14 protein-coding genes are annotated in these 13,052 nt (G+C 72.1%); 11 read left to right on the forward strand and 3 right to left on the reverse strand.

The window, feature by feature from the left end; translation table 11 throughout:
* Positions 1 to 145: 145 nt before the first annotated feature.
* Complete coding sequence (locus FB380_RS17440) at positions 146 to 625, reverse strand: DUF6326 family protein (RefSeq protein ID WP_166756621.1); 480 nt, start codon at positions 623 to 625, stop codon at positions 146 to 148.
* Between the two features lie 188 nt (positions 626 to 813).
* On the opposite strand from FB380_RS17440, the gene FB380_RS17445 reads away from it, so the two are divergent.
* From FB380_RS17445 to FB380_RS17465, 5 genes are all read left to right on the forward strand, one after another.
* Positions 814 to 1,947 (forward strand): sensor histidine kinase, encoded by a 1,134-nt coding sequence (locus FB380_RS17445; RefSeq protein WP_166756622.1) that lies wholly within the window; start codon positions 814 to 816, stop codon positions 1,945 to 1,947.
* Positions 1,944 to 2,600 (forward strand): response regulator, encoded by a 657-nt coding sequence (locus FB380_RS17450; RefSeq protein WP_166756623.1) that lies wholly within the window; start codon positions 1,944 to 1,946, stop codon positions 2,598 to 2,600. Before FB380_RS17445 ends, FB380_RS17450 begins: the two co-directional genes overlap by 4 nt.
* 542 nt (positions 2,601 to 3,142) lie before the next feature.
* A complete protein-coding gene (locus FB380_RS17455) occupies positions 3,143 to 4,225 on the forward strand; it encodes a zinc-binding dehydrogenase (RefSeq protein ID WP_249522250.1) in 1,083 nt (360 codons plus the stop codon).
* A gap of 74 nt (positions 4,226 to 4,299) precedes the next feature.
* On the forward strand, positions 4,300 to 4,509 hold the full coding sequence (locus tag FB380_RS17460) for a hypothetical protein (RefSeq protein WP_208383670.1): 210 nt from the start codon (positions 4,300 to 4,302) through the stop codon (positions 4,507 to 4,509).
* Positions 4,510 to 4,850: 341 nt separating this feature from the next.
* Complete coding sequence (locus tag FB380_RS17465) at positions 4,851 to 5,918, forward strand: NAD(P)-dependent alcohol dehydrogenase (RefSeq protein WP_166756624.1); 1,068 nt, start codon at positions 4,851 to 4,853, stop codon at positions 5,916 to 5,918.
* Between the two features lie 872 nt (positions 5,919 to 6,790).
* Here FB380_RS17465 and FB380_RS17470 read toward each other — a convergent pair.
* Together FB380_RS17470 and FB380_RS17475 are read right to left on the reverse strand one after the other, a co-directional pair.
* Positions 6,791 to 7,393 carry a response regulator transcription factor gene (locus FB380_RS17470; protein ID WP_166756625.1) on the reverse strand — a complete coding sequence of 201 codons (603 nt, stop codon included), beginning with the start codon at positions 7,391 to 7,393 and terminating at the stop codon, positions 6,791 to 6,793.
* Positions 7,390 to 8,583 (reverse strand): sensor histidine kinase, encoded by a 1,194-nt coding sequence (locus FB380_RS17475; protein ID WP_229682229.1) that lies wholly within the window; start codon positions 8,581 to 8,583, stop codon positions 7,390 to 7,392. The genes FB380_RS17470 and FB380_RS17475 overlap by 4 nt, the downstream gene beginning before the upstream one ends.
* 160 nt (positions 8,584 to 8,743) lie before the next feature.
* Here FB380_RS17475 and FB380_RS17480 point away from each other — a divergent pair, with 160 nt between their 5' ends.
* The 6 genes from FB380_RS17480 (at position 8,744) to FB380_RS17505 (ending at position 13,052) form a co-directional block, all read left to right on the forward strand.
* Positions 8,744 to 9,640 carry an ABC transporter ATP-binding protein gene (locus FB380_RS17480; protein ID WP_166756626.1) on the forward strand — a complete coding sequence of 299 codons (897 nt, stop codon included), beginning with the start codon at positions 8,744 to 8,746 and terminating at the stop codon, positions 9,638 to 9,640.
* 20 nt (positions 9,641 to 9,660) lie between these two features.
* Entirely contained in the window at positions 9,661 to 10,380 is a 720-nt protein-coding gene (locus FB380_RS17485; protein ID WP_166756627.1) for an ABC transporter permease, read from the forward strand.
* 367 nt (positions 10,381 to 10,747) lie between these two features.
* Positions 10,748 to 10,936, forward strand: coding sequence for a hypothetical protein (locus FB380_RS17490; protein ID WP_166756628.1), 189 nt, complete (start codon positions 10,748 to 10,750; stop codon positions 10,934 to 10,936).
* A gap of 86 nt (positions 10,937 to 11,022) precedes the next feature.
* Entirely contained in the window at positions 11,023 to 11,868 is an 846-nt protein-coding gene (locus FB380_RS17495; protein WP_166756629.1) for an alpha/beta fold hydrolase, read from the forward strand.
* 22 nt (positions 11,869 to 11,890) lie between these two features.
* Positions 11,891 to 12,340: an SRPBCC domain-containing protein gene (locus FB380_RS17500; RefSeq protein ID WP_166756630.1), complete on the forward strand. Its 450-nt coding sequence runs from the start codon at positions 11,891 to 11,893 to the stop codon at positions 12,338 to 12,340.
* Positions 12,341 to 12,401: 61 nt separating this feature from the next.
* Positions 12,402 to 13,052, forward strand: coding sequence for an NAD(P)H-binding protein (locus tag FB380_RS17505; RefSeq protein ID WP_166756631.1), 651 nt, complete (start codon positions 12,402 to 12,404; stop codon positions 13,050 to 13,052).

Genomic DNA, 13,052 nt, shown 5'->3' on the forward strand with positions numbered 1-13,052 from the left:
GCGCGCTGCTGCTCCCGGCAGTTCGCTGCCGCTGCCGAGGTGCGCAGCGCGTCGGCCGATCCGGGGGCGAGGGCATGGTGTCGCTGTCCCCGCCGGCTGCCGTGCAGCTGAACCGGCGCGGCTGCACAGCGGACTCGGCTCGGGTTCACGCGTGGGCTCCGACGCGGGGGTGCTCCACGATCGCTCGGGCGGTCCGGGGCCAGGTCCAGGACCAGCGCAGGACGAGGACCAGGAGCAGCACCTCGAGTCCGATGGAGAGGCCGTAGAACCAGGAGTAGCTCCAGGACTCCTCGCCAGCCACGTTGTACACCGAGACGGGGATGTAGAGCGTTGCCACGACGAGGTTGGTGGCGCGGCCGACACGCGCGGGCAGTGTCGCGGAGAGCAGGATCATGAGGATCGGGACGGCCATGAGCGTGAGTGCGAGGGAGACGAAGGCCGGGCCGGTGTCGAACTCATGGACGACGCCGCCCCGGATCTCGTCGATGAAGCCGGGCTTGTACAGGGCGAGGTAGTCGACGTAGATGTAGAGGAACATGAAGCTGCTCCAGGCCGCTGCGAGCTTCGCTCGAACCGGGAGCTGCGCTTCCTGGAATGCGTCGGCGGTCGTGCTGCTGCTGGTCATCACTTCTCCTGTGCGCTGGTGAGCTGGCCAGGTCGGCTCAGTCGATGTCCTCACCATGACGAGCGTCGACGGGCCACACATCCGCCTGCGGGCTCCAGTCGTCCTGGCCGCGGGGACGGGACATCCGCCGTACTTCCGGCTGATCCGCCCGGGCGCCGGCCCCCCTAGGTTGGCCGGGAGGGGGACGCATGCTTGCTGGGATCTGGGCCGAGCCTCGCCCGCCGGGCGCACCGCTGCGGGTGTGGCGGGACTGGGCGCTCTTCTGGGGTCTCGTCGCGATCTCGCTCGTCGAGGTGCTGCTGCGCGAGGACAGGGCATGGGCGCCGCTGGTGGTCGGTGTCAGCGTCGTCGTCGCGGCGAGCCTGCTGTGGCGGCGCACCCGGCCACTGGCCGCAGTCGCCGTTGCCTTCGGGACCCTCCTCGCCTTCGACATCGCGAGGATCGTGGCCGTCGATGTCACCGGCCTGGACAGCATCGCCGGGGTGCTCGTCCTGCCCTACGCCCTGCTGCGCTGGGGAGCAGGGCGTGAGGCTGCGCTCGGACTCGGCATCGTCCTCATCTGGCTGCCCGTCACCCTCGCCGCGGTCCCGGCCTCACCCGCGGAGGTGGTCGCCGGCTACGGCTTCTTCCTGTTCTCGGCCGCGCTCGGTGCCGCAGTGCGCTACCGCACCGGGAGCCGTGACCGCGAGATCGAGCAGGTGCGGTTGCGCCAGCGCAACGCACTGGCCCGCGAGCTGCACGACACGGTCGGCCACCGCGTCTCGGCCATCGCCGTCCAGGCACAGGCAGGTCGCGCGCTGTCGGCCGCAGATCCGGAGCGTGCGCTGGCCACCCTGGTCACCATCGAGGAGGAGGCGTCCCAGACGCTCAAGGAGATGCGCGCCCTGGTGGGGGTGCTCCGTGATGGCACGGACGCCGATCTCGCCCCCCGCCGGGGCGTGGCGGACATCGAGCGGCTGGCTCGTCCCGGCGGCGAGGTGCTGGGCGTCCGCGTGCAGGTCTCCGGTGACGTCGAGGCCGTCGACCCCGCAGTCGGCACCGCCCTCTACCTGATCGCCGCCGAGGCGGTCACCAATGCGACCCGGCACGCCTCCGGCGCCACCCACGTCAGCGTGGACGTCACCACCGGCCGCAGCCAGGTCGACCTGCGGGTGCACGACGACGGCGAGGCGAGCACGACCAGCCCTCCGCACGGTGGGTACGGGCTGCGCGGCATGGCCGAGCGGGCGAGCCTGCTCGGGGGCACCCTGCGCGCCGGACCCGACCCAGGTGGCGGCTGGAGTGTCCACGCCTCGCTCCCTCGGACGGTGCGTGCGTCATGACGATCCGGGTGCTCGTAGCCGACGACCAGGACATCGTCAGGGCAGGGCTCTGCATGATCCTCGACGCCCAACCGGGCATCGCCGTCGTCGGCGAGGCCGCCGACGGCCGGCAGGCGATCGCCCTGGCCCGTTCACTGCGCCCCGACGTGTGCCTGCTGGACATCCGCATGCCCGAGGTCGACGGGATCGAGGCGACCCGGCAACTCGCCGGAGCCGACGTCGCCGATCCGCTGGCCGTCGTCGTCATCACCACCTTCGACCTCGACGACCACGTCTACGGCGCGCTGGAGGCCGGCGCCCGCGGCTTCCTGCTCAAGGACGCCGGTACGGAGATGCTCACCCAGGCCGTCCATGCCGCTGCCCGTGGCGACGCCCTGATCGCACCGAGCGTCACGGCTCGGCTGCTGTCCTCCTTCGCCGACCGGCGCGCGCGGTCGAGGCCACCCGAGCCCGTCGAGGCGCTCACCGCACGAGAGGAACAGGTCCTGCTCGCTGCCGCTCGCGGGCGGACCAACGGCGAGATCGGCGACGAGCTGTCCATCAGCCTCAGCACCGTCAAGACGCACATCGCCGCTCTCATGCGCAAGCTCGGTGCCCGCAACCGTGTGGAGATCGTCATGTGGGCCTACGAGACGGGCCGCGTCGACACCTGACTCCACCGGACGCGGGGCACCCCAGTGCCTCCTGGAGACCCAGGTCGGGACATGCCTGGCTCACTGAACCCCGTGGGCGGCCGCTCTGCAGGCCATCCGGCCGCCCGTGGTGGCGGGGGAGTGCCTACGGCCCGCCGTGCGGTCCTCGAACGAGGGCTGTGTCACCCGTCTGCACGGGTGCGGGCTGACACCGGGGGAGAACGCACCCGTGGAGCTGCTCCTCCGCCCACGGATCATCGGCCGGCGCGCCGAGCGGGACCACCTGGTCCGTGCCGTCGACGAGGCCGCCCGCGGCGCCGGGCGGGCACGGTGCTGCTCGGTGAGGCCGGCGTCGGCACGTCGCGGCTGATCCGGTGGACGAGGCATCGGCGAGTACGTCGAGGCAACCCGTGCGGATGTGCGCATCGAGCGGTAGGAATGGCGCAGCTGATGACCGCCGTGCTGGCCAGCTCGCGACCGGACGACGCCCGTGCACCACGACGCCGGCGTCGAGATCCGAGTGGGGACTCGGGCATCGGCTCTCGGAGAGGAGCGCTGGGCAGGTGCGCGAACAGCCCACCATGACGGCCGCCGTCCTCACCGGATTCGGCGGCCCGGAGGTCCTCGTCGTCCGGCGCGACATCCCGATCCCGCTCCCGGGACGAGGGCAGGTCCGGGTGCGGGTGAGCGCCGCGGGGCTGAACAACACCGACGTGTGGACCCGCGAGGGGGCCTACGGGACCGCCGAGGACCCGGATGCGCGGGCGGGGTGGCTCGGTCCGATCGCATTCCCCCGGATCCAGGGTGGGGACGTCGTCGGGGTGATCGATGCCGTCGGCCCGGAGGTGGCACCACAGTTCGTCGGACGCCGCGTGCTGGTCGACCCCGCCCGCTACGCCCACGAGGGGCCTGACGCACCGATCGTGGCCGTGCTCGGCAGCGAGTTCGACGGGGGATTCGCCGACTACACCGTCGTGGACGCGGTCCGCGTCCACGACGTCACCGAGTCGCCCCTCACCGACGAGCAGCTCGCCTGCCTCCCCATCGCGGCCGGGACCGCCATGGGGATGCTGGAGCGAGCCCGGATCATGCCCGGGGAGACCGTCGTGGTGACGGGGGCGTCCGGTGGGGTGGGGCTGGCCGCGGTGGGCCTCGCCGCTGCCCGCGGGGCTCTGGTCACGGCGGTCACCGGGCGGACGAAGGCGGCCCTGGTCGAGCAGGCGGGTGCGACCCGGACCATCGACCGTTCGGGGTCGGTCCAGGACGTCGTCGCCGTGGTGCGCGCGGTCCATCCCGGCGGCGTCGACGCCGTGGTGGACGTCGTCGGCGGCGATCAGCTCGGGCAGCTGATCGACGTCCTCGTGCCCGGTGGGCGGGCCGTGGTGGCCGGAGCGGTGGCCGGGCCGGTCGCCGCGATCGACCTCCGCCGGCTCTACCTGCACAACCGGCGGCTCATCGGGTCGACGATGCACACTGCGGAGCACTTCACGAAGCTGGTGGAGCACGCCCGGGCCGGCGAGATCATCCCTCGGGTGGCCGCGCGTCATGAGCTCTCCGCCATCCACGACGCCCAGGCGCAGTTCCTGCGCCGCGATCACGTGGGCAAGATCGTGGTGCTCCCGGACGGTGCCAGCCAGGTGTGTTGACCAGGACAGCTGGAACTCCGCCTCAGGGGAGTTGCCGACGTGCCGACAGGAGAACCGAGGAACTCCCGCCGGCCGTGCTGGACACGGTCCGTTGCCCGGCGACGGACTTCGCCGCGATCGCGCGCGGCCACGGGTTCGAAGCCGTCACGGTCCGGGACGTCGAGGACCTCGCCCCGGTGGCGTCCTGGGTCGCCGGCCGGCGGAGCGCGCCCCTGCTCGTCGACGCCGAGGTGGCGCGCGGCCGCCCGTCGTGGTGGCTCGAGGAGGCCTTCCGGGGTCACTGAGCCTGCCGGGCGCGGCGAGGCTGCTTCGGGCGGTGCCCGGTCACTCCGGCCATGGTGCAGATTCTGCGTGGGGCGTGCAGAGGACGACGTAGCTCAGACGATCCAGGTGTGCGTCACGCCCGGGCCCTGGAGGACGTGCCGGAGGACCGCATGTTCGGCGCGACCGCATGGGCTGCCGACGCCAGGCGACCCTGGTCCCGGATTCCCACGTGCCGCACGCGGATGGCTTGTGCGTGCCGACGCGGTTGCGCGACCCTGCACGTCATCGACCCCGTCGGGGAGTCGTGGGCCGGCTCGACCTCCGTGGGCTCAGGTCCGACGCTGGAGGCAAGGGGTGCCCCGTGGCCGACACGATGCGTGCTTTCGTCATGACCGAGGTCGGGAAGACGGCAGTGGTGGACAAGTCCATCCCGACTCCAGGACCGGAGGAAGCCGTCGTCCGGACCACGGCGTCCCTGATCTGCACATCCGACGTGCACACCGTCAGGGGTGCCCTCCCTGTCGAGAACGGCCGGACGCTCGGTCACGAATCCGTCGGGGTGGTCCATGCCCTGGGCTCGGCGGTGTCGGGGTTCACCGAGGGACAACGGGTTGCGGTCAACGCCGTCACCCCCTGCTTCCGCTGCGACTACTGCCAGCGCGGGTTCACCAGCCAGTGCGGGGGTGCGCTGGGGGGTTACCGGTACACCGCCCAGATGGACGGCAACATGGCGGAGTACTTCATCGTGCCCGCGGCCACCGCCAATCTGACGCCGATACCGGACGACGTGACCGACGAGCAGGCCGTCTACACCTGCGACATGCTGTCCACCGGGTTCATGGGTGCCGAGCATGCCCGCATCCAGTTCGGTGAGACCGTCGCGGTCTTCGCGCAGGGGCCGGTGGGGCTCTGCGCCACGATCGGAGCCAACCTGCTGGGGGCCGGGCGGGTGATCGCCGTGGAGTCCCGGCCCGAACGACAGGCGCTCGCCAGGAAGTTCGGTGCCGACGACGTCGTCGACTTCACCGCGGGCGACCCCGTCGAGCAGATCATGGAACTGACTGGTGGCGAGGGTGTGGACGCTGCCATCGAGGCGTTCGGTTTCCCGGCGACCTTCGAGGGCTGTGTGCGGGCGACCAAGGCCGGAGGTCGCATCTCCAACATCGGCTACCACGGGGAGAACCCCGCACCGCTGCAGCTGCCGCTGGATGCGATCGGCCTCGGCATGAACGACAAGGCGATCCACACCGGGCTGTGCCCCGGGGGCAGCGAGCGAATGGGACGCCTGATCCGGCTGCTCCAGACGGGTCGGATCGACCCCACCCCGATGACGACCCACCGCTTCGCGTTCGATGACGTCGAGCGGGCGTTCCAGATGATGGCGGACAAGGAAGACGGGATCATCAAGCCCCTCATCAGCTTCACCTGACGGGTCCTGCTGCGGACCGCTCGGGCTCCGTCCGACCGACTTCCGGTGCTGCCCATGGTGGCTTCGCCGTGCCAGGAATGAGCTCCGCCTCTCAGGAGTCCCGGACCCCGGCGGGAGTCCGCCTGTGTGCGAGGGGCGACACGGTACATGCGCACGCGGCTGACGTGTTGCGGTGAATGGCGCCGGGACGACGGGCCCCGGACGGACGGGACGGTGCGGTCGAGAGAAGCGGCGTGGCAACGCTGCCGGGTGCACTTCATGCGCAACGTGCTCGCCCTGCTCAACCGGCCGGCTCCCGCGACCGAGGTGGCGCAGCCGGCACTGATCGTCATGGCCACTCCACGGCTGACCGACACGGTGAGGGCTACATCCTCCACTCAGCGGGACGTCACGGTCATTCGCCGGCCTCGGCGAGCAGGATCTGATCGCTGTGACGGCGCGAGTCTCCGACGGGCAGGCCCCGCCATGCTCGACGGGGGAGGCCGGCGTTCGGGTACTGCTACCGATGGCCGGACCCGCTCAGCGTGTCCGGGGCGATGTGGCTCATCGCCCAACGGGTCGGTCAGCGACCCAGGCGACGCCGGGCCGGCCCGAGGTGTCCGTCGGGCATCGCGTCGAAGTGCCGACGCCGGGAAGAGCAGACCCACCGCCGGCCGGAGGACCGTGGGATTCGTCTTGGTGTCCGAGGGGCGACACGCCACATGCGCACACGCCTGCAGTCGTAGTCGACGTGAGGTCCGAGGCCCGCGGTGACGGGCACCGCCTGGTGGAGGAGGGGCGCCCGCCGACCTCCTGGTGCTTCACCGGTGCTGACCGACCCGCAGTCCGTCGGCTCATCCCGCCGCCAGGACCTGCCGGCCCGCCGGGCATGGTCACAGCCAGTCGTGCTCATGCGCGTAACGCGCCGCTTGGTGCCGGGTACGGGTCTGGGTCTTCTGCATGGCGCTGGACAGGTAGTTGCGCACCGTGCCGGGCGCGAGGTGCAGCCGGCCGGCGATCTCGGCGACGGAGTACCCGTCGCGGGTCACCCTGAGCACCTCGAGCTCCCGGTCGGTCAGCGGGCAGTCGTCGACGATGGCCGCCGCCGAGACGTCCTGGTCGATCCACCTCCGGCCGCCGTGCAGTGCGGCGATGACGGTGGCGATGTGCGCGGGTTCGGCGGCCTTGCTCGCGAAGCCCTGGACGCCGAGCTTCAGGGCACTGCGCAGCACGCCGGGCCGCGCGTGCCGGGTGAGCATGAGGACCACCTGATCGGGCAGTACGCGGCGGATGTCGGCGACGGCCTCCAGCCCATCGAGGCCGGGCATCTCGAGGTCGACGACCAGCACGTCGGGCCGATGGGCGAGCGTGGCCGTCACGGCCGATGCGCCGTCGGCTGCCTCGGCCAGCACCGTGATGTCCCCTTCCAGGGGGAGGAGGGACGCGAGGGCGCTCCGGAGCAGCACCTCGTCATCGGCCAGCACGACCGTGGTCATCGGCCCGCCTCGCCGGCCGTGGCCGCCCGCTCGCCAGGGCTGGGCGTCGCGGGGAAGACCACCGTCGTCCGGAACCACCCGTCCGCTCGCTCGACGGTGAGTTCACCGCCGTCGTCCGACACCCGGCGGGCCAGGTCGGCGAGTCCGCGCAGCTCGGGTGAGCCCTCCTCCCGGACGCCGTCGTTCACGACGCTGAGGCCGTTCTCGGACAATGCGACGCGGACGAGCGTCGCCCGCGAGTGGCGCAGGATGTTGGTCGTCGTCTCCCGGAGCACCTGCGCCAGGAGATCGTCGGCACGGGCCTCGGTGCGGCAGTCGACGTGGACGTGGATGCCGGCTGCCTCCAGGAGGTTCTTCGCGTTCTCGAGCTCCGCGGCGATGTTGAGCCTGCGCCGGCCGTAGGCCAGCTCCCTGGTCTGCCCGATCGTGTCGCCGACCAGGTCGTACACCTCGCGCAGCTCCTGCTCCACGCGTGCCGGATCGGTGTGCAGCAGCTTGCGGGCCAGCGCGATCTTCAGCTTCACCACGTGCAGGGTGTGGCCCTGGATGTCGTGCAGGTCGCTGGCGAAGCGCATCCGCTCGCGGACGACGGCGAGTTCCGCCTCCCGTTCCCGCGACTCCTCCAGCTCCGCGACGACGTCGTAGAAGCGCTTGTTGGGGAACATCAGCCCGAGCAGGATCGCGGTGAAGCCGGTCGGCAGGATCACGTCGGCGAGCAGCCCGTCGACGCCGGGCGCTGCCGAGGTCACCACGCCCAGCGCCCCCACTGCGGCCACGTAGGCGGTCACCCCGGCAGCTGCGGCGGCCCGGGCACGGGGCAGCGCGGGGATCGTCAGGCCGCTCACGATGGCGAGCGGGTAGTAGGCGGCCTGGATGTCTCCGTCCGTCGCCAGCACGCCGTACGGCCAGACCGTCGCCGCGATCGCCAGGCACGGGACGGCGACCCGGGAGGTGTCGCCGGCGGTCCACCGCTCGAAGGCGACCAGCGCTGCTGTCACGCCCAGCCCCAGGACGACCACCTGCGACCACGTCTGCGCCTGCCGGATGACGAGCAGCACGCCGACGACCGCGAGCAGGGGCAGGAACAGGGTGAGGTTCAGCGACCGGAACCGTCGCCGCGAGGTCATCGCCGCCGCTGGACCGGCGAGCGGCGGGAGCGCCTGCTGCCGGGGGGTGGTCCGGGTCTCCATGGGCTGCTTCCTGGACGAGGGGCAGAGAACGTCCCATCGTCGGACGAGGTCGCACCCCGGCACCAGTGACGCCGTGTCATGAGCACGACAGGCGGGCGTCACACCGGGAACTGACGCTACGGCACTGGGCACCCCCAGCGGGAGCCGGTCGGATGGACGCATGGCAACGACCCCCGTCATCGACGTCGACGAGCTGACCGTCACCTACGGCGACTTCACCGCGGTCACCGACCTGTCCTTCCAGGTCGAACCGGGGGAGCTCTACGCGCTGCTCGGCACCAACGGAGCGGGCAAGACCTCGGCCCTGGAGGTGGTCGAGGGCCACCGGCGGGCGTCATCGGGTGCCGTACGCGTCTTCGGGGCGAGCCCGACCGACCGCCGGGCAGTGCGCCCGCGGACCGGGATCATGCTGCAGGAGAGCGGGTTCTCACCCGACCTCACCGTCGCGGAGACCGTGCGTCTGATCGGTCGGCTCACCGGGCGCACCGACAACGTGGACCGGGTGCTCGGCCTCGCCGACCTCGTCTCGAAGGCCGGCACCCAGGTCGGCCAGCTGTCCGGCGGCGAGAAGCGCCGGGTCGACTTCGCGACCGCCGTGTACGGGCGTCCCGAGCTGGTCTTCCTCGACGAACCCACCACGGGGCTGGACATCGCGTCCCGCGACGCGCTGTGGGCCGCCGTCCAGGAGCTGCGCGAGCACGGCTCCACGATCGTGCTCACCACCCACTACCTCGAGGAGGCCCAGCAGCGGGCCGACCGGATCGGGCTCATGCACCAGGGCCGGTTCGTCGCCCAGGGCACGGTCGCCGAGCTGACCAAGGCCTTCCCGGCGTCCATCCGCTTCTCGCTGCCGGTCGGTGCGCCGGCCCCGCCGATGCACTCCGCCCCCGTGAACGGGAGCGGCTACGTCATCGAGACCTTCGACCTGCAGTCCGACCTCAAGCAGCTGCTCGACTGGGCCGACGACCGGGCGGTCGAACTGCCCGGGCTGGCCGCGGCGCCCACCGGCCTGGACGACGTGTTCCGGGCCATCGGCACCGCCGCAGGGCGTTCCTGACCGACCCCGAGAGGACCTCCATGTTCACCATCGCGCAGAGCGAGCTCGTCCAGATCTTCCGCAACCGGGCCGTGCTGATCACCAACCTGTTCATGCCCGCGGCGGCCGCGGCCTTCTTCATCTGGTCCCGCGACACCTTCGAACGGATCGGCAGCCTCGGCTACGTCGCCGCTGTGCTCGTCTTCACCGTCGCCGCGTTCGGCCTGTACGCCACGACGGTGACCACGCTGGCCGCTCGCCGGCAGACGTTGTTCCTCAAGCGGCTGCGCTCGACGGCGGCCAGCGACCCGGCCATCCTGTCCGGCCTCGTGCTCCCGGTCGCCGTGACCGCGGTGCTCCAGGTGGCGGTCATCCTCGTGGTGTTCGCCGGGGTCAGCGTGGCGCCGGCACAGGTGGCACTGCTCGTCGCGGCGATCGCCGCGGCGCTGGTCATGATGCTCGCGCTGGGCATCGCCACGGCCGGGGTCACCCGGTCGCCCGAACACGCCCAGATCACCACCCTGCCGCTCAGCCTCGGCGTCATCGCCGTGGCCAGCTGGGTCGGCATCAGCGGCACCGAGGAGCTCGGCTGGCTGAAGCGGCTGCTGCCCGGCGGTTCCGCGACCGAGTTGGTCGTGGATGCCTGGAACGGCGGTGTCCCGCTCGCCGACTCACTGCCGCTGCTGGCGCCCACCTTCGCCTGGGTGGTCGTCGCCATCGCGGTCGCCCGGCGGATGTTCCGCTGGGAGCCGCGCCGGTGACCGCGCCCGCCGGCGGGGACCCCGTGTCCCTCGACGCTCCGTCACGGCCGCCCTCCGACGCCGAACCTGCTTCGGTCACGGCCTCCCGGCAGCTCGCCGAGGAGTCCCGGGCCGGCCGCCGCTCGGTCCGGCGACGCACGCCGGAGATCCCACCGGGGGAGGGGCGCACACGGCGGCCCTCGGCGACTGCAGCGCCGCCGTCGGCCATCCGTCCGCTCGGGCGTCCTCTGCCGGACCACCTCGATCCCTTCGGCTCGGCCGACGACCCAGCAGGAGCCGGCTGGCGGCTCGGCGGAGGCGCAGGTCGGCAGGATCTACGGGGTTCCTACCGACGCGAAGGTGCCGCCCGGCGGGCGAGTCTTCCGACATGGCGACGACCAGCCGGGCCGAGGGACCGCTGAGGTGGAGCGCCGCTCCGCTCTCGATCCGGCCGGCTGCCCGCCGGGTCGCCGTGATCCGGACGTCGCTGGCGTCGGCCTGGCTGGTGCTGGCCTGCTACGGCAGCTTCGCGCTCGTCCCGCTCGGGATCGTCGTCGCCACCTGGTTCACCGAGTGACCACCCCGGGTCCCGGCCGGGTCCGCGGCAGCCGTTCCGCCACCCCGACCAGCAACAGGTTCGACCGACAGAGGGAGAGACAGATCATGGGACACATCAGCGTCGGCCAGGAGAACAGCACCCCGGTCGAGCTCTACTACGAGGACCAGGGCGCGGGCCGGCCCGTCGTCCTCATCCACGGCTACCCGTTGAACGGGCACAGCTGGGAGCGCCAGACGCGCGAGCTGCTCGCCGCCGGGTACCGGGTCATCACCTACGACCGGCGCGGCTTCGGCCGGTCGTCGAAGGTCGGCTCCGGCTACGACTACGACACGTTCGCCGACGACCTGGCCACGCTGCTGGAGACCCTGGACCTCCATGAGGTGACGCTCGTGGGCTTCTCGATGGGCACCGGTGAGCTGGCCCGCTACGTCTCGCGGCACGGGTCCGACCGGATCGCCGAGCTCGCCTTCCTGGCTTCGCTGGAGCCGTACCTCGTCGCCCGCGACGACAACCCCGACGGTGTGCCGCAGAAGGTCTTCGACGGCATCGAGGCCGCCGCACGGGGCGACCGCTACGCCTGGTACAGCCAGTTCTTCGCCGACTTCTACGACCTCGACGAGAACCTCGGCAGCCGGATCAGCCAGGAGGCGGTCACCGCCAGTTGGGGTGTCGCCGTCTCCAGTGCGCCGGTGGCGGCCTACGCCGTCGTCCCCGCCTGGATCGAGGACTTCCGCGCCGACGTCGAATCGGTGCGCACCAGCGGCAAGCCGGCGCTGATCCTGCACGGCACCGCCGACAACATCCTGCCGATCGACGCGACTGCCCGCCGCTTCCGCCAGCTCCTCCCCGAGGCGCAGTACGTCGAGGTCGAGGGCGCCCCGCACGGGCTGCTCTGGACCCACGCCGACGAGGTCAACGCGGCGTTGCTGGCCTTCCTCGGCTCGTCCTGAGCGCGGGACCGGGACGAGAGCCATGAGGACCATCGAGCACGCCATCGACATCCCGGCGTCACCCGCGACGGTCTGGCACGTCCTCGCCGACACCGACCGGTACGCCGAGTGGAATCCGTTCATGACCCAGCTGTCCGGGCGGCCGGCGGTCGGCGAACCCCTGTCCGTGACGATCCGACCCGGACGGCGGTCGATGACCTTCCGGCCGACCGTGCTCGCCGTCGAGGACGGCGCGCTCCTGCGCTGGCGAGGCCGGCTCCTCCTGCCGGGGATCTTCGACGGCGAGCACGAGCTGCGCCTGGAGCCCCTGCCGGGGGGCGGGACCCGCTTCGCCCAGCGCGAGGTGTTCAGCGGCCTGCTCGTCCCGTTCGTGCGGCGCGTCCTCGATGACACCGAGGCCGGCTTCGCCGCGATGAACGCCGCGCTGCGGGACCGGGCGGCGGCCCGGTCGGGCGGCCCGGTCCGGCCGTGACCGGCGGCACGGGTCGTCGGCCCCCGGCGCCGGGACGGACGCTCGAGGGAGGGCACACGTCGTGAACGTCTTCGTCGTCGGGATCAGCGGAGCCGTCGGCGGACTGCTCGAGAGGGAACTGACCAGCCGAGGCGACGTCGTCTCGGGGTTGGTGCGGCTGGACGACCAGCGGGCGCACTTCGCCGCGCGGGGCGTGGCCGTGCGCGTCGGCGACATCGGGGTCCTGTCCGCCGATGCCCTGGCGGCCATGCTCCGCGGCGTCGACGTGCTGGTGTACACCGCGGGATCCAACGGCGGGAGCAGGCGGGTCACGAATGCGGTCGACGGCGACGGTGTGGTGACCGCCCTCGAGGCCGCCCGCCTGGCCGGTGGGTCGCGCTTCGCGCTGGTCTCGGTGCTGCCCGAGGCCTGGCGCCAGCGCGCCCTCGACGACGACGCGGAGCACTACTTCGCGGTGAAGAAGCTGACCGATGTCGCGGTCACCCTGAGCGATCTCGACTGGCTGATCCTCCGGCCCTCGATGCTCGTCGACCGCCCCGGAACCGGAAGGATCGCCCTCGGCCCAGCCCAGCCCCACGACGAGATACCGCGGGAGGACGTCGCGGCCACCTTGGCCGAGCTCCTGCACGAACCGCGGATCCGGCGCCAGATCCTCGAGCTCACCCAGGGCGAGACCCCGATCGCGACCGCCGTGCGGGCGGTCATCCGGTGA

Source organism: Modestobacter marinus (genome assembly GCF_011758655.1).
Lineage (GTDB): Bacteria > Actinomycetota > Actinomycetes > Mycobacteriales > Geodermatophilaceae > Modestobacter > Modestobacter marinus.

Bases quoted from the DNA above. Each gene is read 5' to 3' on its own strand.
- FB380_RS17480 (WP_166756626.1), top strand. From the start codon at position 8,744: ATGGCAACGACCCCCGTCATCGACGTCGACGAGCTGACCGTCACCTAC.
- FB380_RS17450 (WP_166756623.1), top strand. From the start codon at position 1,944: ATGACGATCCGGGTGCTCGTAGCCGACGACCAGGACATCGTCAGGGCA.
- FB380_RS17475 (WP_229682229.1), bottom strand. From the start codon at position 8,583: ATGGAGACCCGGACCACCCCCCGGCAGCAGGCGCTCCCGCCGCTCGCC.
- FB380_RS17440 (WP_166756621.1), bottom strand. From the start codon at position 625: ATGACCAGCAGCAGCACGACCGCCGACGCATTCCAGGAAGCGCAGCTC.
- FB380_RS17490 (WP_166756628.1), top strand. From the start codon at position 10,748: ATGGCGACGACCAGCCGGGCCGAGGGACCGCTGAGGTGGAGCGCCGCT.
- FB380_RS17470 (WP_166756625.1), bottom strand. From the start codon at position 7,393: ATGACCACGGTCGTGCTGGCCGATGACGAGGTGCTGCTCCGGAGCGCC.
- FB380_RS17500 (WP_166756630.1), top strand. From the start codon at position 11,891: ATGAGGACCATCGAGCACGCCATCGACATCCCGGCGTCACCCGCGACG.
- FB380_RS17495 (WP_166756629.1), top strand. From the start codon at position 11,023: ATGGGACACATCAGCGTCGGCCAGGAGAACAGCACCCCGGTCGAGCTC.
- FB380_RS17445 (WP_166756622.1), top strand. From the start codon at position 814: ATGCTTGCTGGGATCTGGGCCGAGCCTCGCCCGCCGGGCGCACCGCTG.
- FB380_RS17485 (WP_166756627.1), top strand. From the start codon at position 9,661: ATGTTCACCATCGCGCAGAGCGAGCTCGTCCAGATCTTCCGCAACCGG.